The sequence below is a fragment of the Actinomadura rubrobrunea NBRC 15275 genome (genome assembly GCF_001552235.1).
In the GTDB taxonomy this organism is placed as follows: Bacteria; Actinomycetota; Actinomycetes; order Streptosporangiales; family Streptosporangiaceae; genus Spirillospora; species Spirillospora viridilutea.
The window spans coordinates 1-18,305 of the sequence record NZ_BCQU01000118.1 but is presented as its reverse complement, the minus strand read 5'-3'; the positions used below and the strand labels follow the sequence as shown (position 1 = coordinate 18,305).

19 protein-coding genes, 2 tRNA genes, 1 other RNA gene and 1 pseudogene are annotated in these 18,305 nt (G+C 72.7%); 13 read left to right on the top strand and 10 right to left on the bottom strand.

Translation table 11 applies throughout. The features are described from left to right. Positions 1 to 199 (bottom strand): helix-turn-helix domain-containing protein (locus tag AR3_RS26175; RefSeq protein WP_157406792.1); only part of this gene is annotated, 199 nt, incomplete at its 3' end. 107 nt (positions 200 to 306) lie between these two features. On the opposite strand from AR3_RS26175, the gene AR3_RS26170 reads away from it, so the two are divergent. The 3 genes from AR3_RS26170 to AR3_RS26160 all read left to right on the top strand — a co-directional run bounded on the left by AR3_RS26170 (position 307) and on the right by AR3_RS26160 (position 4,969). After that, on the top strand, positions 307 to 972 hold the full coding sequence (locus AR3_RS26170) for a B3/B4 domain-containing protein (RefSeq protein ID WP_067917853.1): 666 nt from the start codon (positions 307 to 309) through the stop codon (positions 970 to 972). Beyond that, positions 969 to 2,003 (top strand): EamA family transporter, encoded by a 1,035-nt coding sequence (locus AR3_RS26165; RefSeq protein ID WP_227023123.1) that lies wholly within the window; start codon positions 969 to 971, stop codon positions 2,001 to 2,003. Before AR3_RS26170 ends, AR3_RS26165 begins: the two co-directional genes overlap by 4 nt. A 311-nt stretch (positions 2,004 to 2,314) precedes the next feature. Further along, complete coding sequence (locus tag AR3_RS26160; RefSeq protein ID WP_067917851.1) at positions 2,315 to 4,969, top strand: SpoIIE family protein phosphatase; 2,655 nt, start codon at positions 2,315 to 2,317, stop codon at positions 4,967 to 4,969. Positions 4,970 to 5,141: 172 nt separating this feature from the next. On the opposite strand, the gene AR3_RS26155 is transcribed toward AR3_RS26160, so the two are convergent. The 5 genes from AR3_RS26155 to AR3_RS30900 form a co-directional block, all read right to left on the bottom strand. After that, positions 5,142 to 5,226, bottom strand: a tRNA-Ser gene (locus AR3_RS26155). A gap of 10 nt (positions 5,227 to 5,236) precedes the next feature. Then, positions 5,237 to 5,674 carry a tRNA adenosine(34) deaminase TadA gene (tadA, locus tag AR3_RS26150; protein WP_067917859.1) on the bottom strand — a complete coding sequence of 146 codons (438 nt, stop codon included), beginning with the start codon at positions 5,672 to 5,674 and terminating at the stop codon, positions 5,237 to 5,239. A 25-nt stretch (positions 5,675 to 5,699) separates the two neighbouring features. Next, positions 5,700 to 6,137 (bottom strand): tRNA adenosine deaminase-associated protein, encoded by a 438-nt coding sequence (locus tag AR3_RS26145; protein WP_067917849.1) that lies wholly within the window; start codon positions 6,135 to 6,137, stop codon positions 5,700 to 5,702. 55 nt (positions 6,138 to 6,192) lie between these two features. Further along, positions 6,193 to 6,678: a tRNA adenosine deaminase-associated protein gene (locus AR3_RS26140; RefSeq protein WP_067917847.1), complete on the bottom strand. Its 486-nt coding sequence runs from the start codon at positions 6,676 to 6,678 to the stop codon at positions 6,193 to 6,195. Positions 6,679 to 7,041: 363 nt separating this feature from the next. Further along, positions 7,042 to 7,620 carry a hypothetical protein gene (locus tag AR3_RS30900; protein WP_146150251.1) on the bottom strand — a complete coding sequence of 193 codons (579 nt, stop codon included), beginning with the start codon at positions 7,618 to 7,620 and terminating at the stop codon, positions 7,042 to 7,044. 85 nt (positions 7,621 to 7,705) lie between these two features. On the opposite strand from AR3_RS30900, the gene upp reads away from it, so the two are divergent. The 4 genes and pseudogenes from upp (at position 7,706) to AR3_RS26125 (ending at position 10,148) form a co-directional block, all read left to right on the top strand. Beyond that, a complete protein-coding gene (gene upp, locus AR3_RS26135) occupies positions 7,706 to 8,344 on the top strand; it encodes a uracil phosphoribosyltransferase (RefSeq protein ID WP_067917856.1) in 639 nt (212 codons plus the stop codon). Positions 8,345 to 8,615: 271 nt separating this feature from the next. Next, positions 8,616 to 8,834 (top strand): annotated as a pseudogene (locus AR3_RS26130) (hypothetical protein); the annotation flags it as partial. Between the two features lie 620 nt (positions 8,835 to 9,454). Then, positions 9,455 to 9,613: a hypothetical protein gene (locus AR3_RS31310; RefSeq protein ID WP_169803894.1), complete on the top strand. Its 159-nt coding sequence runs from the start codon at positions 9,455 to 9,457 to the stop codon at positions 9,611 to 9,613. A 7-nt stretch (positions 9,614 to 9,620) separates the two neighbouring features. Then, the gene (locus AR3_RS26125; RefSeq protein ID WP_067917845.1) at positions 9,621 to 10,148 is read left to right on the top strand and encodes a PH domain-containing protein; all 528 of its coding nucleotides are present in this window, start codon (positions 9,621 to 9,623) and stop codon (positions 10,146 to 10,148) included. A 267-nt stretch (positions 10,149 to 10,415) separates the two neighbouring features. Here AR3_RS26125 and AR3_RS30895 read toward each other — a convergent pair whose 3' ends face one another. Beyond that, a complete protein-coding gene (locus AR3_RS30895; protein WP_157406790.1) occupies positions 10,416 to 10,559 on the bottom strand; it encodes a hypothetical protein in 144 nt (47 codons plus the stop codon). Between the two features lie 324 nt (positions 10,560 to 10,883). On the opposite strand from AR3_RS30895, the gene AR3_RS26120 reads away from it, so the two are divergent. From AR3_RS26120 to AR3_RS30890, 4 genes are all read left to right on the top strand, one after another. After that, positions 10,884 to 12,359 carry a tetratricopeptide repeat protein gene (locus AR3_RS26120; protein WP_067917843.1) on the top strand — a complete coding sequence of 492 codons (1,476 nt, stop codon included), beginning with the start codon at positions 10,884 to 10,886 and terminating at the stop codon, positions 12,357 to 12,359. A gap of 153 nt (positions 12,360 to 12,512) precedes the next feature. Continuing rightward, positions 12,513 to 13,193 (top strand): FadR/GntR family transcriptional regulator, encoded by a 681-nt coding sequence (locus AR3_RS26115; protein ID WP_067917841.1) that lies wholly within the window; start codon positions 12,513 to 12,515, stop codon positions 13,191 to 13,193. Between the two features lie 75 nt (positions 13,194 to 13,268). Beyond that, entirely contained in the window at positions 13,269 to 14,525 is a 1,257-nt protein-coding gene (locus AR3_RS26110) for a CynX/NimT family MFS transporter (RefSeq protein ID WP_067917839.1), read from the top strand. Positions 14,526 to 15,134: 609 nt separating this feature from the next. After that, on the top strand, positions 15,135 to 15,278 hold the full coding sequence (locus AR3_RS30890) for a hypothetical protein (RefSeq protein ID WP_157406788.1): 144 nt from the start codon (positions 15,135 to 15,137) through the stop codon (positions 15,276 to 15,278). A gap of 75 nt (positions 15,279 to 15,353) precedes the next feature. On the opposite strand, the gene AR3_RS26095 is transcribed toward AR3_RS30890, so the two are convergent. The 3 genes from AR3_RS26095 to AR3_RS26085 all read right to left on the bottom strand — a co-directional run bounded on the left by AR3_RS26095 (position 15,354) and on the right by AR3_RS26085 (position 16,698). Next, positions 15,354 to 15,653, bottom strand: a complete 300-nt coding sequence (locus AR3_RS26095; protein WP_067917833.1) for a type II toxin-antitoxin system VapB family antitoxin — start codon at positions 15,651 to 15,653, stop codon at positions 15,354 to 15,356. A gap of 599 nt (positions 15,654 to 16,252) precedes the next feature. Continuing rightward, positions 16,253 to 16,340 (bottom strand) — tRNA-Ser (locus AR3_RS26090). A gap of 10 nt (positions 16,341 to 16,350) precedes the next feature. Then, positions 16,351 to 16,698 carry a DUF952 domain-containing protein gene (locus tag AR3_RS26085; protein WP_067917831.1) on the bottom strand — a complete coding sequence of 116 codons (348 nt, stop codon included), beginning with the start codon at positions 16,696 to 16,698 and terminating at the stop codon, positions 16,351 to 16,353. Between the two features lie 60 nt (positions 16,699 to 16,758). Here AR3_RS26085 and ffs point away from each other — a divergent pair. Both ffs and AR3_RS26075 read left to right on the top strand, forming a co-directional pair. After that, positions 16,759 to 16,854: signal recognition particle sRNA small type (ffs, locus tag AR3_RS26080), an RNA gene on the top strand. A gap of 38 nt (positions 16,855 to 16,892) precedes the next feature. Further along, on the top strand, positions 16,893 to 18,305 hold a 1,413-nt coding region (locus tag AR3_RS26075), incomplete at its 3' end, for a DNA polymerase III subunit gamma and tau (protein ID WP_157406786.1).

Sequence of the window (18,305 nt, the reverse complement as noted above, 5' to 3'; positions counted from 1 at the left end):
TCAGCGGCACGCCCAGCGCGTCGGAGATCCGGATCAGCGTGCCGAGGTTGGGGTTGCCGCGCCCCTGTTCCAGGCCGACCAGCACGCCCTTGCTCACCCCGGCGCGGCTGGCCAGTTCGTCCAGGCTCCAGCCGTGCCCGGCGCGCAGGGACCGCACGGTCCGGGCGACCGCCTCGCCGATCGCTTCCTGATCGCTCACTGGTTCCTCCCGGCCGCCACAGTAGAGGTTCGTCGCGGGACACAGGAGTGTCGGTCGTTATACTGACCTTCGATTTCATTTAACTGACCGACACGAGGAACCCCCGAATGCTCGACCAGATCGTCGTCGACACCGCGGTGCGGACGCTGCGTCCCGACTTCGCGGTGCTCGCCATGACCGCGGAAGGCCTGCGCAACGGCCCCGGTGACGACGAGTCGGCCACGTGGCTGGCCGCCGCCGCCGAACGCGCCGTGCCCGACGACCCGCACGTCGCCGCCTGGCGCGAGGCGTACCGGGCGTTCGGCGCCAAGCCGCAGCGCACCCGGCCGTCGGTGGACGCGCTGCTGCGCCGCGTCGACGCCCTGCCCGCGATCAACAAGGTCGTCGACGCCTACAACGCGGTCAGCGTGGAGTACGCCCTGCCGATCGGCGGCGAGGACCTCGACGCCTACCGCGGGGCGGCGCGCCTGGTGCGCGCCCGCGGGGACGAGCCGTTCGACACCGTCGTGCGCGGCGAGCCCGCCGTCGAGCACCCGGACGAGGGCGAGGTCGTGTGGCGCGACGACGCCGGGGTGACCTGCCGCCGCTGGAACTGGCGGCAGTGCGTCCGCACCCGGATCACCGAGTCCACCAAGAACGCCCTCTTCCTGCTGGAACGCCTCGAGCCGTACCCGCTGGACCGGCTGCGCGAGGCGGGCGAGGAGCTGGCCGCCCGGCTGCGCGCCGTCTCGCCCGACGTCCGGATCGCCACCCGCCTCATCGGCGGCGAATGATGGTCACCGCGCTGGCGCTCGGCGCCGCCCTCGCCTACGGCGCCGCGGACTTCCTGGGCGGGGCCGTCGCGCGGCGGTCCACCGCGCTGCGGGCCGTGGCCCTGTGCGTGCCGACGGGGCTGACGGTGGTGCTGGTCGCGGCGCTGCTCATCGGCGGCTCGCCGTCCGGCACGGCGATGCTGTGGGGCCTCGGCGCGGGACTGGCCGGCGGGACCGGGCTGCTCGTCTTCTACCGCGCCCTCGCCCGCGGCCCGATGAGCGTGACCGCTCCCGTCTCCGCGCTGTTCGCGGCCGTCCTGCCGGTCGCCGTGGGCGTCCTGCGCGGCGACCGGCTGTCCGGCGGCGTGCTGGTCGGTGTCGCGCTGTGCCTGATCGCCATCGCGCTCGTCAGCATGGAGTCCGATCCCGCGGACGCGCAGGCGGCGCCGGACGCCGTCGCGTCGGTGCCCGTGACAGTGGCGGCCGCCGCCGGTCAGGTGCACGCCGGAGACCGCTTCGGCCACGGCACGGTGCTGCAGGCCCAGACGGACCCGGTCGCGCCCGTGCGTCCGCGTGGAAAGCGGTGGTCACCGGGTCTGGGCGGGAGGCCATGGCGCCTGCTGGACAACGGGCCGGTCATGGCGGGCCTGTCGGGCGTGTGCTTCGGCACCTTCTTGATCCTGCTGAAGGAGGCGGGAGACGACACAGGGCTCTGGCCGCTCGTCGCCTCCCGCGTGGGGAATCTGCTGGTCGTCGGCATCGCGCTGATCGCGACGGTCCGTCTGAGCGGCGCCCTGCCGGGGACGCCGGTGTCGGGACGGCTCCTGATCGGCCTGGCCCTGCTGTCCGGCGCGCTCGACGCCTCCGCCAACGCCCTGTACTTCGTGGCCGCGCAGCAGGGCGTGCTCAGCCTCGCGGCCGTCCTGAGCTCCCTGTATCCGGCGGTCACCGTGCTGCTGGCCCGCATCGTCTACAGCGAGCGGCTGCGCGCCGTCCAGCGCGTCGGCCTGGTCATGGCCGCCGCCGGCGTCATCTTGGTCACCGCCGGTTGAGCCCACGGACCGGACGCGCACCGTCCACCCGCCGGAGGACTGCAGCGCCTTGCGCCGCGCCGTCCTCGCCGCTCGAGGGGATGCCCAAGAGTCGTCCTCCGATTCGTTAAAAGCTCGCCAAGAACGTCGGAAAAACAGGGAAAGGGGCAATCAGGGCAGTCTGCGCAATCGTTATGAAGTCATTGCCGGGGCGGAGTAACCACGGCTCCCTGCGGTATCACGCGAGAAGCGTACGGAACGACGCCGCTCCGTGAAGGGGCGGACGGACCGCGTGGGCGTCACCGGGCGACCGGTAGGGGAAGGGGGCCTCGGTGAGCGATGGGCTCGCGGAAGGCTCGCGGGAGCAGCCGAGCGGGACGCGGAACGAGCGGCTGCGGCTGCTCGAGGCCATGGACGCCCGGGGCGAGGGCGTCGAGGTCCTGCAATGCGCGCTGACGCACGCCATGGCGGAGCTCGGCGGGCTGGGCGGCATGGTGCATCTCGGCGCCAAAGGGGTGGCCGGAGAGCTGGGCCTGGCCGCCAGCAGCGGGCTGCCGTCGACGTTCACCGGCGTCTGGAACATCATCCGGCAGGGCGACTCGGTCGCGCCGGCCGAGGCGACGCGGCTCGGCCGGCCGGTCTGGCGGTCCTCCCTCAGCGGCCCCGCGTCATGGTCGGACGAGACGCCGCCGCCCGCCCTTCCCGGCCTCCCCGCCGACGTCGGAATGATCTCCGTTCCGATCCCCGGACCGGCGGGCCCGCTCGGCGTCCTGTCCCTGCTCGTGCCGTCGAAGGCCGAACCCGGGCCGGACGATCGGGCCTTCCTGCAGGACGTCGCGCGCTGGGCCGCCGGGATGCTGCTGCGCGCGGTGCCCGACGACGGCTCCGAAGCCGGCCCGCTCGCCGCCGCGTCGCCGCACGCGCGCACCGAGCCGCCGTCCGACGGCGCGGCGGGGACGTGGGAGATCGAGCTGTCCACCGGCCGGGTGACCTACAGCGACACGCTGCGCGAGCTGATCAGTGAGATCGACTTCGTCGGCCGGGCGGACGTCCTCGACAGCTGGAAGGACGTCGTCCACCCCGACGACGTGGAGAAGATCGGCAAGGATCTGAGCCGGGCCGCCAGTCTCGGCGACGAGTACGAGTCCGAGTTCCGGGTGCGGCGCCGGAACGGCTCCTACGGCCGGCTGCGGACCCGGGCGAGGATCGTCCAGGACCGCTCCGGCGAGGTGGTCCGGATCACCGGCCGGGTCTGGGACACCGCCTGGGACGCCGAGGAGGACCACGCCGCCCTCGGCTCGGTGGTGCGCGTCCTGTCGGCGGTCAGGGCCGCCAGCGCCCGGGCCGCGCTGATCGACCAGCTCACCCGCGCCCTGACCGAGGCCGTCACCACGCAGAACGTCGTCTCCGCCATCGCCGAGAGCGTCCTGCCCGCCTTCCACGCGACCGGGCTGCTGCTGTGCTCGGTGCGCGGCGGGCGCCTGGAGGTCCTGGGCAGCGTCGGGTACCGGCGGCAGTTCGTCGAGCGGCTGTCGGGCGTGTCGTTCCCGGTCGAGTCGCCGGTCGGGCAGGCGCTGCGCACCCGCGCCCCGCAGTTCTTCGCCTCCGAGGAGGAGGTCGTCGCCCGCTACCCGCGGATGGCGGACTTCCCCATGGCCATGGAGAAGGACGCCCGCGCGTACCTGCCGCTGGTCGCGTCGGGGCGCGTGATCGGCGCGGGCATCCTCAGCTTCTCCGGCCCCCGCCACCTGAGCAGGGAGGAGCGCACGCTGCTCACCGCGCTCAGCGGGTTGATCGCCCAGGCGCTGGAGCGGGCGCGGCTGTACGACGACGCCGCCACCCGCGCCCGCGAGCTGCAGGCCGACCTGCTGCCGCGCGAGCTGCCCGCCCTGCCCGCGCTGACGGCCGCGGCGCACTACCGGCCCGCCGGGTACGGCGCCGAGATCGGAGGCGACTGGTACGACGTCATCCCGCTGTCGTCCGACCGGGTCGCCCTCGTCATCGGCGACGTCATGGGGCACGGCATCTCCGAGGCCGCCACCATGGGACGGCTGCGCACCGCCGTCCGCACCCTGTCCGACCTGGACCTGCCGCCCGACGACATCCTCGACCGGCTCAACTCGATCATCGGGGATCTCGGCGAGGACTACTTCGCCACCTGCCTGTACGGGATCTACGACCCCGTCACCGGGGACTTCACGTTCGCCAGCGCCGGCCACCCGCCGCCGGTCGTGCTGCGCGCCGACGGCATCGCCGGACACCTGGCGCTCGCGGCCAATCCGCCGCTCGGCGCCGCCTCCCCGCCCTTCGACACCGCCACCGTGTCGCTCGGCGACGGCGGGCTGCTCGTCCTGTACACCGACGGGCTGGTGGAGGCGATGGGCCGCGACGTCGACACGGGCACGGCGCAGCTCACGCGGACGCTGGCCGACGCGCTGCGGGGCGAACCGGCCATGCCTCTCGACGCGGTGCGCGACACGCTCGTGCGCGCCCTGCTGCCCGAGGACGAACCGATCGCCGACGACGCCGCCCTCCTCGTCGTGCGCACCCGCCAGTTCGCGCCCGAGGACATCGCCTCGTGGTCGCTGCCCGAGGAGCCCCAGGCCGCCGGTCTGGCCCGGGAGCTGGTACGGCGCCAGCTCGCCGCGTGGAACCTCGGCGAGGAGTTCGTCATCACCACCGAGCTGCTGGTCAGCGAGCTGGTCAGCAACGTCATCCTGCACGCCAAGGGCCCCATCGGCCTGCGCATGCTGCGCAGCTGGACGTTGACGTGCGAGGTGTCCGACGCCAGCCTGACCACGCCGCTCATCCGCCGCAGCAAGCCCACCGACGAGGGAGGCCGGGGGCTGCAGCTCGTCTCCGCCCTGTCCCAGCGCTGGGGCACCCGCTACAGCGCCAACGGCAAGACCATATGGGCCGAGCAGCGCATCTCCCCTCAGCGCACCCTTTACGCCACGGACGCCGACGTCCGTCCGCGACCCGTCTAGCCGACGCCACCGTGCCGACCCGGGCGTCGCGAGCAGGTCGCGTGGAGAACGGCCGCATTCCTGGCGGCGGTGCATGCGCCCTGTCCCCACCCAAGAATCGCGGGGCATCGACTCGGCCTGGGAACGCGTCGCGCCCCCTGGGGGATCGTGTTTCCCCAGGGGGCGCCCGGAGCGGTGGTGGTGGGATTCGAACCCACGGAAGGTTGCCCTTCACACGCTTTCGAGGCGTGCGCCCTCGTCCACTAGGCGACACCACCGCGGGGAAGCCTACCCGACTCTGCGGCGAGTGAAGAACTCGGTGAGCACAGCACCGCATTCGTCGGCCAGAACTTCGGCGACGACCTCGGGGCGGTGGTTGAGGCGGCGGTCGCGGACGACGTCCCACAACGAGCCCACCGCGCCCGCCTTGGGGTCGACGGCGCCGTACACGATCCGGTCCAGGCGGGCCTGGACGGCGGCGCCGGCGCACATCGTGCACGGCTCCAGGGTGACCACGAGGGTGCAGCCGCTCAGCCGCCAGGCGCCCAGCGCGGAGGCGGCCTCCCGCATGGCGACGATCTCGGCGTGGCCGGTGGGGTCGGCGGTGCGTTCGCGGTCGTTGCGGCCGCGGCCGATGACCGCGCCGGACGCGTCCAGGACCACGGCGCCGACCGGCACGTCCCCGGCCTCGCCCGCGCCGCGCGCCTCGGCCAACGCCAGGCGCATCGCGGCCTCGTAGGCGGCGATGGGATCAGTCACGGAGCCGGTCGTACTCCTCACCGAACCCGGCCAGCTCGGCGACGGTCGCCAGCGCGTCGCCGGGCAGCGCCCGCTCGCCCAGCTCGCCGAGGCGTTCGGCGTCCACACCCAAATCGTCCAGCAGGGCGGGATCGCCCGCGGCCTCACCCTGGGGCACGTCCCCGACGAGATCCAGGAACAGCGCGCCGAATCCGTCCCCGTGCACGGCGGACACGAACGCGCGCGGTTCGCCCTCGCCGTCCAGGCGGACGATGGCGAACCACTCGTCGTCCTCCTCGATGAGCAGCACGACCGGATCGCCGTAGGACTCGACCGCGGCCTCGCGCATCAGATCGGAGACGTCGTCGATGCTCTCGGCCTCGGAGAGCTCGGCCTCGGTCCCCACCCAGCCCTGCGGGGTCTGCGCGAAGACGGCGGCGAAGTAGGACACCCGAATATTGTGGCGCAGAAGGTGGCGCCGGTCACAGTGCGGGACGGCCGCGCGATCAGTGCGTCGTGTCGAGGGCCCGTTCGAACGCGGCCGCGAACCCGAGGCGGCCGGCGATGCTGAGCAGCATCTCGTCCGGGTAGAGCTCCAGGTCGCCGGAGATCGCGCCGAGCTCCATCTCGTCCAGCCCCAGGTCGGCGAAGATCGACATGTCGCCGACCGGAAGGACCTGGTCCAGCTCCTCGTCCTCGGGGACCGGGATGTCCAGGTACTCCAGCACCTGCCGGGCCAGCGGCCAGTCGACCGAGGCGGTGACGTCCGACAGGAACACCATGACCTCGTCGCCGAGCAGCCGGATCGCCACGAAGAAGTCGTCGCCCACCGAGACCAGGCCGATGGTGCTGCCGATGCTGGGCTGCTGCCGTAGGGCGTGGATCAGCCCTGCCAGGTCCTCGGTCAGCGCGACGGGGAGGACCCCGGCCTCCCAGTTGTCGTCCTCCCGATACACCACGACGGCGAAGTCCGTCGCGTCCACATCCGTCATTTCCACCCCACCGGCGCCGTTCCTGCCAGGGCATGGTCCCAGATGCGACGCCCGTCTGCGCGCCTCACCGCCAAACTTGCCGAAGCCTCCGTCCGTCACATGAGCCGACTCTCGGCCGCCGAGCGGGAGAACCGATCCGTGCGGTCGTCCCGCGCCCCGCACGGCTCGGACGTGCGGCGGGCGAGGCAGGACGGAGGCCGGTCGGCTCCCTCCACCGGCGACTGGAGCGAACGAGCCACCGATCAACGGTTTCACCATACGTGCGGGCAGCGCCTCAGAACGGCCGCATCCGGTCTGTCATCCCGACCCCACCGCACGCCCGTGCGCGGCCTCGGCGGGAGGCTCGCGCACGGGCGTTCGTGGTCAGTGCAGACGGAAGGTGCGGCGCCGCAGGGCCGCGTGGATGCGTGCTCGGCGTGAGCGGTGCGGAGTCACGCGGCGGCGCAGTTCGCGGGCTTCGGCGAGTTCGCGGAGGAAGACGGCGCGGCGGCGGAGACGTTCCCGTAGCTGTTCGGGCGTCAGGTCGTGGTGGGAGGTCATGCCGGTCGAGGAATCGGCGTCCTCGATGCCCGGTGCGGTCGCGTCGTCTCGGGGCTGCTCTGCGGGGCCGGTCTGGGGGTCTTCTGCGGTTTCGGCGTCTACGAGGGCTTGGAGGTCCTGTGCGGGCCGTGCGTGCCCGGTGCCCTCTTCGGTCGGACGGTCGTCGACAAGGTTCGAGGTGGAACGGGCGGTTTCGTCGCCGGGGGCGGTGCCCGGCGCGTCGGACCCGGCTCCGGTTTCGGGCCCGGCCGTTCGGGAAGGGATCGACTGCGGCTGAGGCGTCCGGTGGTCGTCGGACCGGGCCTGAGGGGCGCGCCCGGCCCGGGTTTCGCCGGGCGGGTCATGGACGGATTCTCGGGCCGGGGCGGCATCCCCCGGCCGCTGGCTGCGCTCGCGGCTCATAGACCAATACTGCCCAGCTCACTCGGGTCCTATCCGCTCGCGGGCGGATGTCGGGCATATCGCCCAGGTGGGCTACGGTGTGCGCATGCAGACCCTCGCCGTGGATCATCCGCTCGTCGCGCACAAACTGACCACACTGCGGGACGAGCGCACCGATTCCCCCACGTTCCGCCGTCTGGCCGACGAACTGGTCACCCTGTTGGCGTACGAGGCCACCCGGGATGTGCGCGTGTCCGAGGTCACCGTGCAGACCCCGCTGGCGCCCGCCACCGGCGTGCGGCTGGCCAGCCCCAAGCCGCTCGTCGTGCCCATCCTGCGGGCCGGTCTCGGGATGCTGGACGGGATGACCCGGCTGCTGCCCACCGCCGAGGTCGGGTTCCTCGGGATGATCCGGGACGAGGGGACGCTGCAGGCCCAGACGTACGCCACGCGGCTGCCCGACGACCTGTCCGGACGGCAGTGCTACGTGCTCGACCCCATGCTCGCCACGGGCGGCACGCTGGCCGCGGCCATCCAGCTCCTTTTGGACCGCGGCGCGACCGACGTCACCGCCCTGTGTCTGCTGGCCGCCCCCGAAGGGTTGAAGTACCTGGAGGCGGTGTTCGAGGGCACGTCCACTCCCATCCGGGTGGTGACCGCCGCGATCGACTCCCACCTCAACGAGCAGGGCTTCATCGTCCCGGGCCTGGGCGACGCGGGCGACCGCCTCTACGGCGTCGTCTGAGCCGGTACGGCCGAGCCCAAGAAAACTGAAGAACGCTGGGGATGCGCGTACCGGGCTCCTTGGAATGAGTCTTGGAATGAGTCAAGGAACGGTAGGCGTGCCACCATTCCAGCCCTGTTCCGCCCTGTGCCGGGACTCTCGATGTTCCTCCGAGAATCACCGCGGGTAGTAAGGTGCTACGGAACGTGCTGATCGTTCCTCTCCGCTGCCCCGGCGCACAGGGGATCGGTAACGGGACCGGGGCGGTGCGAGCGACTCTCGAGGAAGCGTGATGGCTCACCAGGGGGAGGGCGAGCCGTCGGTCTACGAGGAGATCGGCGACCGCCTGAAAAGGGAGTTCGTGGACGTGCATCCTCCGGAGACGGTGACGCGGTGCGTGGCCGCGGCACGCTACGGGGCGCAGGAGGTCACCGGCGCGGCGACGCCCGGGCTGGTGGAGAAGATCGCACGGAAGCATCTGCAGGTGCTGGCGATGGTGGCGGCGGAGAAGGAGCGCGCGGAGCGCCGCCGGGCCGAGCGCCGAGAGGCCGACCGCCGGGCCGCGGAGCGCCGGGACGCCGGACGGCACGCGGCCGACCGCGGTGACGCCGATCACCGGGACATCGACCATCGCGACGCCGATCACGGTGACGCGCAGCCCCCCGAAGGGGAGCGCGACGCGGCCGAGAGCCTCGGCGCCGGCGCGGACCGCGAGGCACGCCGCCACGCGGCCGGGCGGAGCGACGGCGGGCCGAGCGCGCCCGACCGCCCTGAGGACGACCGCCTCGCGCCCGGCCGACGCGAGGGCGGCCGTCCCGTGGTCGAGTGGCGCGAGGGAGAAGAGCACGAGGAGCCGGGCGGCGCACGGCAGCCGGGTGTGCGGGCGCTCCACGACATGGAGCGCTCCACGGCCGACGAGGCGCCGGACGCCGGTGTCCAGCGACGTCCCGATGGGCGCCTCGCACACCCGCGGGCCGACGAGGACGGACCGGGACGCGACCCCCTGCGCGCCGATCGCCCGCACACGCCGCACGGCGCAACGGAGAACGCCCCCTGAGCGTGCTTTGCCGGAGGTCGCCGCTATGCGAGACTGGCGAGGGGTCTGTGGCTCATCGCGCTCCGGGAGGCAGTGTGCCCGCCAAGAAGTTCGTCACGTGGGCCGCCGCGGCCTTTGTGGCCTTCTACGTCATTCGGGAGCCCGGCGGGGCCGCGCGGTCGGTGAACACCGCGGCGAGCGGCCTGGCGTCCGTCGCCGACTCCCTGGCCGCCTTCGTCACCGAGCTCGCCTGAGGCCCCGATGAGGCTGGTCACACCCGGTGACTCGGCTCCCGCGTCGGTCAACAAGTACCTCCTGCCGCACGAGACACAGGTGATCACCGTACGGCGGCATCCCGCCGTGCTCATGCTCCCGGTCGGCCTGGTGCTCGGCGGCCTCATCGTCGCCGGAGTGCTCAGCAACACCGTGGCCAGCGACGCCGGCGCGGTGATCAGCTGGATCTGGTGGGGCTGGCTGCTGCTGCTGGCCTGGTTCGTCTGGCAGGTGGCCGAGTGGTCGGTGGACTACTTCGTGATCACCAATCAGCGGATGCTGCTGACCACCGGCCTGATCACCCGCAAGGTGGCGATGATGCCGCTGGCCAAGGTCACCGACATGAGCTTCCAGCGGTCGATCTTGGGGCGGATGCTCGGATACGGGGAGTTCGTCCTGGAGTCGGCCGGTCAGGACCAGGCCCTGCGCACGGTCGACTACCTGCCCTACCCCGAGCAGCTCTACCTCGAGGTCTGCGAAATGATCTTCCCCAACAAGAACGCGAAGGACGACTGACCGTCCACGGTTCGGGGGCGGCGACTCCGGCCGCGGCGGAGCCGCGCGACCGCGCTATCCGACCGCTGCCGGAGTAAGGGTTTTCCAACCGCTGCGGCGGTTACGGCAAACCCCTGGGGCGGCGGCATTCCGGGAACGTGAAAACAGGGGGGGCGCGGCGGTTCCGCCCTTTCCAGAACGTGGGGTGACCCTCAGAGTTGAGAGCGGGTGAACACGGCGCGTAAGCTCGCCCGGCGACGTGTCCGACAATGAGGTCGCGGCCGTCCGTCAGACGGCCTCGCCGGCGGCGCCCCCGGCGGGCCGCCGTCCTTCCGGGCGGGTGATGGCCTGCGGGAACGGCCGGGCGTCCGGCGGTGCGTTCGGCGGCCGGAACCGGCTCGCCGCGCCGGAACGATGATCTTTGGGCGTCATGCCGGATAATGTGATAAGCACCCGCTATCGTGATCGTCATATGGGACGTTCGCGAGAGGGGGCACGGCCCGGCGACGCGGGGCCGGTGCCGCCGCTCGTGACGACGAAGGGGTCGGCGCGTGCGGCGTCGTCCCGTCCGCCGGCCGCGGCGCGCGGAGCCGGACGGGCCCGCGGCCGGGAACGCCCGCAGACCATAATCGGCCGTCGGCACCGAGGGGGATGATCGCACCCCTGTCGCTTCGTTACTCTCGATGTGCGCAACCCCGCAATGTGCAATCATGTCGGCACCCCAGCCGCCTGATTACTTCCGCTAAGTGAGTCCAGATGCCGGGTCCAGGCAACGTCGGCGAACGTGTCCGCAACCTGCGGCTCACCAGGCGCCTCTCGCAGGCGCAGCTCGCCGGTCACGACCTTTCAGACAGCTATATCTCGTTGATCGAGTCCGGTAAGCGGACGCCGACGCCGACCGTGCTGCGGATGCTCGCCGAGCGGCTCGGCTGCACGCCGGAGTACCTCGCCGAGGGCGTCGAGCCGGAGCAGCGCGCCCACCTGGAGGTCCGCGAGCGGCACGCGCAGCTGGCGCTGCTGGCCGGCGACGCGGACGCCGCGGCGGCCGGATTCGACGACGTGATCGCGCGCAGCGACGATCCCGAGCTGACCGCGCGCGCCCGGTGGGGCCGCGCCCGGGCGCTGGAGGAGCTGGGCCGCACCGAGGAGGCCATCGCGCTGTTCGAGGAGCTGCGCGAGCAGGCCGAACGCGATCCGGGCCGGACGAGCTGGCTGCCGTCGGTGATCGCGCTGGCGCGCTGCTACCACACCGTCGGCGACCTCGGCCAGGCCATCGCGCTCGGCGAGCGGACGCTGGCGCGGCTGCGGGAGCTCGAGCTGACCGTCGGCGAAGAGCACACCGAGATCGGGCGGATCCTGCTGCTGGCGTATGTGGACCGGTCCGATCCGGGCCGCGCGCACGCGCTGGGCCGGACGCTGGTCGGCGGACACGGAGACGACGCGGCCGCCGCCGACGACCAGGTCGGCGAGCACTACCGGCGGGCGTCGTCCAAGGCGCTGGAGGAGGGCGCGGTCGGCGACGCGCTCTACCTGGCCGAGCAGGCGCTGGCGGCCTGCTCCGGCCGCACCCCGCGGCTGGCGCGCTCAAGGCTCAACCTCGCCGCCGCCAAGGCCCTGCTGCGCGGCGTGAAGCCGTTCTCGATGCCGCCGGCCGACGAGGCCGCGCCGGACCAGGCCGCGGGGCCGGGCGGGCACGTCGGCGTGCCGACGGACGTCGGCCGGCAGGCGGCCCGGGAGGCCCTCGACCTGCTCGCGGACACCGGCCGGCTGCCGGCCGGGGAGGCCGCCGAGAGCACCATCGAACGGGCGCGCGCACTGGTCGCGCTCGGCCGCCCGGACGAGGCGATCGCGGACCTGGAGGAGCTCCTCGAGACCGGCATGGCCCTGTCGGCGCCGTCGGGGGTCGGCGACCTCGCGGTCACTCCCACGCCGGGGCCCGACCTGGTGGCCCGCGTCCGCAAGACGACGCAGGCGCGCCTGGTGCTGGCGCGCGCCCGTCTCGCGCAGCAGGACCGCACGGCCGCCCTGGTCGTCCTGCGCACGGCGGCCGGTCAGTTGGACGGCCTGCCCGCCGGACGTCCCACCGCGCACCTGTTCCACGAGCTCGGCGAGCTGTTCGAGACCCTCGGCGAAGGTCAGGCCGCGGCCGCGGCGTACCGGCAGGCCCTGGAGGCCGCGGGACTGCGGCGGTCCCGCCCCCAGACCGCCGACTGCGACCTCAGGAAGGTCTGACCTCCCGCATCGCGCCCCGCCGGTTTCCCGGCTCCCGGGCGGCACCGTCTTGTGCCTCGGAACGGGGACGTGCCGAACCATTGCGCGACAAGACGTAGGATGACTGGATGTCCGGCTGATTGATCAATTGAGCACCGCACGGTAGGGGGAGCGTTGACTCTGCGCACGGCCCGCCGCTCGTCCCTGGTCGACCAGGTGATCGAGCAGCTGAGGAACGAGATCGCCGCGGGCACGTGGCCGGTCGGCGGCAAGATCCCGCCGGAGCCGGTGCTGGCCGCGACCCTCGGCGTGGGCCGCAACACCGTCCGGGAGGCCGTGCGCGCGCTGACCCACGCCGGACTGCTGGACTGCCGCCAGGGCGACGGCACCTACGTGCGGGCCACCAGCGAGATGTCGGGCGCCGTCCGCCGCCGCCTGCAGGCCGCCGAACTGGCCGAGATCCTCGAGGTGCGGCGCGGACTGGAGGTGGAGGCCGCCCGGCTGGCCGCCGCCCGCCGCACCGACGCCGACATCGCCGCGATCACCGCGGCGCTCGAACGGCGCGACGCCGCCTGGGCGTCCGGCGACCACGACGCGTTCGTCGAGGCCGACCTGGCGTTCCACACCGCGGTCGTGGAGGCCACCCACAACAAGGTCCTGACGGACCTGTACCACGACTTCAGCGCGGCCCTGCGGGCCAGCATCGGCACGGCCGGGACGCTGCTGAATTACACCGACGTCCCGCACGGCCCGATCGCGGCCGCCGTCAAGGCGGGGGACGCGGAGGCGGCGGCGCAGGCCGCGGCCGCGTGCCTCGACCAGATCCTCACGTCCACGGCCGCGCCCGACGTCTGACGGCCGGCGACACGCGCCCCGCTACGGGCCCGACGGCCTTGGAACGTGCCACCCCCTCGACCCCCCTCCTGACTCATGACATCCACCACGCGCCTCTCCCGTCTCACCGCGGCCTGGACCCTCCTCGGCCTCGTCCTGCTGACGATCAATCTGCGGGCCGCCATCACCGGCGTCGCCCCCGTACTGGGCGACCTGCGGCACAGCCTCGGCCTGTCCGGGGTGCAGGTGAGCGTTCTGACGACGCTCCCCGTCGTGTGCCTGGGCGTCTTCGCCGCGCTCGCCCCGCCGCTGGCCCGCCGGGTCGGCACCGAACTGGCGATCACCGGATCGCTCGTCCTGATCACGGCGGGGATCCTGCTGCGGGCCGTCACCGCCCAGACGGCCCTGTTCGCGGGCACGGTGCTGGCCGGCGCGGGCATCGCGATGGGCAACGTCCTCACCCCGGCCGTCATCAAGGAGGCCTTCCCGCGCCGCGTGGGCGGCCTCACCGGCATGGCGATGATGCTCATGGCGGGCAGCGGCGCGATCGCGGCCGCCCTCGCCGTCCCCCTCGCCGGCGTCGGCGGCTGGCGCCTCGCCCTCGCCGTCTGGGCCGTCCCGTCCCTGCTGGCCGCCGTCGCCTGGATGCCGCTCGCCCGGGCCCCGCGCGCGTCGGGACCGTCCGCGCCGCGCCCCGCGTCGGACGGGGGTTCGCTCCTGCGCGTCCCGCTGGCCTGGCACGTCGCCCTGTTCATGGGCCTGGCCTCGCTGATGTTCTACGTGCTGATGTCCTGGCTGCCGGAGATCATGCGCGCCGCCGGGTACGCGCCCGCCACCGCCGGGATGATGGTCTCGGTCATGATGATCATCGGGATTCCGCTCGGACTGCTCGTCCCGCTGGCGGCCGCCCGGATGCGCGACCAGCGCCCGCTCGTCCTGGCCCTCGCCGTCACGATGGTGCTCGGCATCGGCGGCCTGATCGTGGCGCCGCACGCCGGATGGCTGTGGGTGACGGTGCTCGGGCTCGGCACGGGCAGCGCCTTCCCGCTGGCGTTCACGCTGCTCAGCCTGCGGTCCGCGGACCCCTCGGTGGCGGCGCGGCTGTCCGGCATGGCGCAGACCGGCGGCTACCTGCTGGCCGGACTGGGACCTCTCGCCATCGGCGTGCTGCACACCGCCACCGGCGGCTGGAACGTGCCGCTCTCGGTGCTGCTGGCCCTGGTCGTCCCGGAGATCGCCTTCGGCCTCCTCGCCGCCCGTCCCGGCATCGTCCGCCTCACCCCCGACCAGCACACCCCCGTGGAGCGCCCGGTCGAGGAGCCGCTCACCCCGGCCAACGCCTCCACCCGCTGATCCCACACCCGACGCCCAGCGTGCGCCCCGTGTCCCGTCCGGCATCGTGATGGAGAGGGCGCCGCTGGCCCCGCAGGTCTGCGCCGCCGCCTCGGCGTCCCCCCGCCTTGATGGGGCTCCAGGGGCCGCTGCCCTAGAAAGGGTTCAAAGGCAGTTCAGCCGGTCGTTGACGACTGCGAGTGGATGGCGGACGGCGGCGAGCTCGTCAACCCGCATGCCCATGGCGCGGTGCCGTTTATGCCGGTTGGTGCCACGCTCGACGGCATGGCGCCGCCGGCGATCCGGTGCGCAGAACACAGGCGCCGGCCATCCCGGCTGCCCCGATTGCGGCGGTGGCGGACCCTGGTCGACCTTGACGGGATCGTGCAGCCGATTCCACGGCTGCTCAGGTGCGCGCGGCGCGTGCGGGAGCTGGAGGCCTAGTTGGCCCGAATCTGATCAGGCGCTTGCGAGGGAGACCTGGCCCCGTCCACGGCACGCCGAGTTGCTCCACACGGCCAAAACCGTGGGGGCGCCCCGCTGACCGGCGGTGACCAGCAGCATCAGCACTAGCTGCCCCGTGCTCCAGTGGATCTCGGTCCTCAGCCCACCGCGCGAACGTCCAAGAGCATGATCACCCAGTTCGACACCGACCGCCCGCACGTCCTGCTCGGCATGGGCGGCAAGGCTGCTCACCGCCGTCAGCGTCTCAACGCGGATCGCCCAAAGGACCGGATGACCGCGTGGGTAGTGACGGATTCAGCGGACGGCTAGCAAATGCGGCGGCCGTTCGCGGCAGGCGGGCGCAGATCGTCCGCGACTTGCATGGCTGAGCGGGTAAGGCGGTGTTCAGCGCGCGTCGAGGTTGAGGACGCGCGCGTGCAGGACCAGACGCTGGTGCAGGGCGGCACGCAGAGCGCGGTGCAGGCCGTCCTCAAGGTAGAGCTCGCCCCGCCACTGGACGACGTGCGGGAAGAGATCCCCGTAGAAGGTGGAATCCTTGGACAGCAGCGACCGCAGATCCAGCTCCCGCTTCGTGCTGATGAGCTGGTCGAGACGCACCTGGCGCGGCGGGATCTGGGCCCAGTCCCGGGACGTGAGGCCGTGGTTCGGGTAAGGCCTTCCTTCCCCTACCGCCTTAAAAACCACGCCCCTGAGTCTACGGCGTCGGGTGAGACCAGAGAAGACGATGCCGTGGCCCCGGCCGGCCCCGCCGCGCCGAGGTCTGCGCTCCCCGGCACGTGCTGATCACGTCGGCTGGCCCTTCTACGGCACACGAAGGCTCTGCCGTCGGCCCATCGGAGAGGCAAACCGCACGGCCAAGCGCCGGCACCGACCCCAGACGTCACCGTCACCGGAGAAGGTCGTGAGGCGGACCAGGACGGACGTCGGACGGATGCTGACGGGCGGCCTCTCAACACCCCCGCACACCGACTACCGCGAGCGGCGATCAAGCCCCTCTCAAGCGTGGGAACGGACGAAGGTGCCAAGCCACGGCTGGCTGCGAACCCTCGAGGACTGATGAGTCACAGGGGTGTGCGAGTTTGACTTGCACACCCCTCCCCAATTGCAATCCCTCCAGGGGTGATGAGCGACCTGACCTGCCTCAAGCGGCGAGGGCCACCCAGTGAGGGCGATCAGGGCGACGAGGACGATCTGGTGGGGCTCGGGGCGGTTTGGCGGGGGCAGGAGCCGTGGACTGGGGTGAGAACGCAGTGAGGGCGGCACCGGCGGTGCCGCCCTCTGGCTGGCGGAGGATGCGAGATTCGAACTCGCGAGGGGTTGCCCCCAACACGCTTTCCAAGCGTGCGCCCTAGGCCACTAGGCGAATCCTCCGCCGCAGAGCCTACCGGGTCTTGGGCACTGATCGGACATCGATTACGGCTGAGAGCGGAATCGGCCCGTAGATGTGGGGGAAGACGGCCCCGTCGACGGGCTCGTGGCGCACCGGCGCGTCGAGTCGTGTGACGTCGATCACCAGCAGGACGAGGTCGGCCGGGTCGACGTCGGCGTAGAAGCGGGACAGCACGCCGCGGACCTGGTCGAGGTCGGAGGAGCAGTGGATGAAGCCCTCCTCCTCGAGGGTGCGGCCCCGGGTCGACGTCGTGTAGGCCGTGCCGTCGGCGCGGGCCGCCTCCCAGTGGCGGCGTTCGGCGATGTGCAGCAGGTGGTGCTCGGGGTGGTCGGCGGGCATGTCGCACGAGCCTACGCGGCAACCGTGCAGCCCTTGCTCCGCGAATGCCATAGACTCTGGGCAGACCCCTCGCACGGCGTCATCCTGTGAACCTCCCCAGGGCCGGAAGGCAGCAAGGATAAGCAGGCTCTGGCGGGTGTGCGGGGGGTCCTTTGGCTTCTGACGCTCCGCTTCTCGAGGAGGCCGGACCCCCGATGAGTCTGGCTCTGTACCGCAAGTACCGGCCAGCGACGTTCGCCGAGCTCAAGGGGCAGGAGCATGTCGCCGAGCCCCTCCAGCAGGCACTCCGCAACGGGCGCATCAACCACGCCTACCTCTTCAGCGGCCCGCGCGGCTGCGGCAAGACCTCCAGCGCCCGCATCCTGGCCCGGTCGCTGAACTGCGAGCAGGGCCCGACCCCCGACCCCTGCGGGAAGTGCGACTCGTGCGTCGCGCTCGGCCCGACCGGGACCGGCCACATCGACGTGATCGAGATCGACGCCGCCTCGCACGGCGGCGTGGACGACGCCCGCGACCTGCGGGAACGCGCCTTCTTCGCCCCGGTGTCGGCGCGCTTCAAGGTGTACATCATCGACGAGGCGCACATGGTCACCCGGGAGGGCTTCAACGCGCTGCTCAAGCTGGTCGAGGAGCCTCCGCCGCACCTGAAGTTCGTGTTCGCGACCACCGAGCCGGAGAAGGTCATCGGCACGATCCGGTCGCGGACGCACCACTACCCGTTCCGGCTGCTGCCGCCCGGTGTGCTGCTGGAGCTGGTCGAGGAGATCCTCCAGCGGGAGAACGTGCCGTACGAGCCGAACGCGCTGCCGCTGGCGGTGCGGGCGGGCGCGGGCTCGGCCCGGGACACGCTGTCCATCCTCGACCAGCTGCTGGCCGGATCGGACGAGAACGGCATCACCTACGCCCGCGCGGTCTCGCTGCTCGGCTACACGGACTCGGCGCTGCTGGACGAGGTGGTGGACGCGTTCGCCGCCCGCGACGGCGCCGCGGTGTTCGCCGCCCTCGACCGGGTGATCGAAAGCGGCCAGGACCCGCGCCGGTTCGCCACCGACCTGCTGGAGCGCCTCCGCGACCTGGTGATCTTGGCCAATGTGCCGGACGCCGCGGGCAGCGGGCTGCTGAGCGCCGCGCCGGACGAGCTGGAGCGCATGCGGCGCCAGGCCGAGGCGCTCGGCCCCGGGGAGCTGACCAGGGCGGCCGACCTGCTGCACACCGGCCTCACCGAGATGCGGGGGGCGACCTCGCCCCGGCTGCTGCTGGAGCTGGTGTGCGCCCGCATCCTGCTGCCCGGCGCGTACCAGGACGAAGCCTCGTTGTTCGCCCGCCTGGACCGCCTCGAACGGCAGATCGCCGCCGGTGTTCCTGTCGCCTCATCAGCGCCCGCTCCTTCCGTCCCGGCGAGTGGCGCCCCTGTGGCCTCGAGCGGCGGCATGGATGCGCCGGCCGCGCCGGTCCGTGGGGGCGCTGCCGGGTCCAGCGTCTCTGCTGCGACCGGACCGGTGGAAGTGGAACGGCGTTCTGTGGACAACCGTCCGCGTCCGGTGGCGGCGCCTTCGCAACCGGCCGCCGCGCCGCCGCCCGCCGCCGCACCGGCGGCCCCGCGCCCC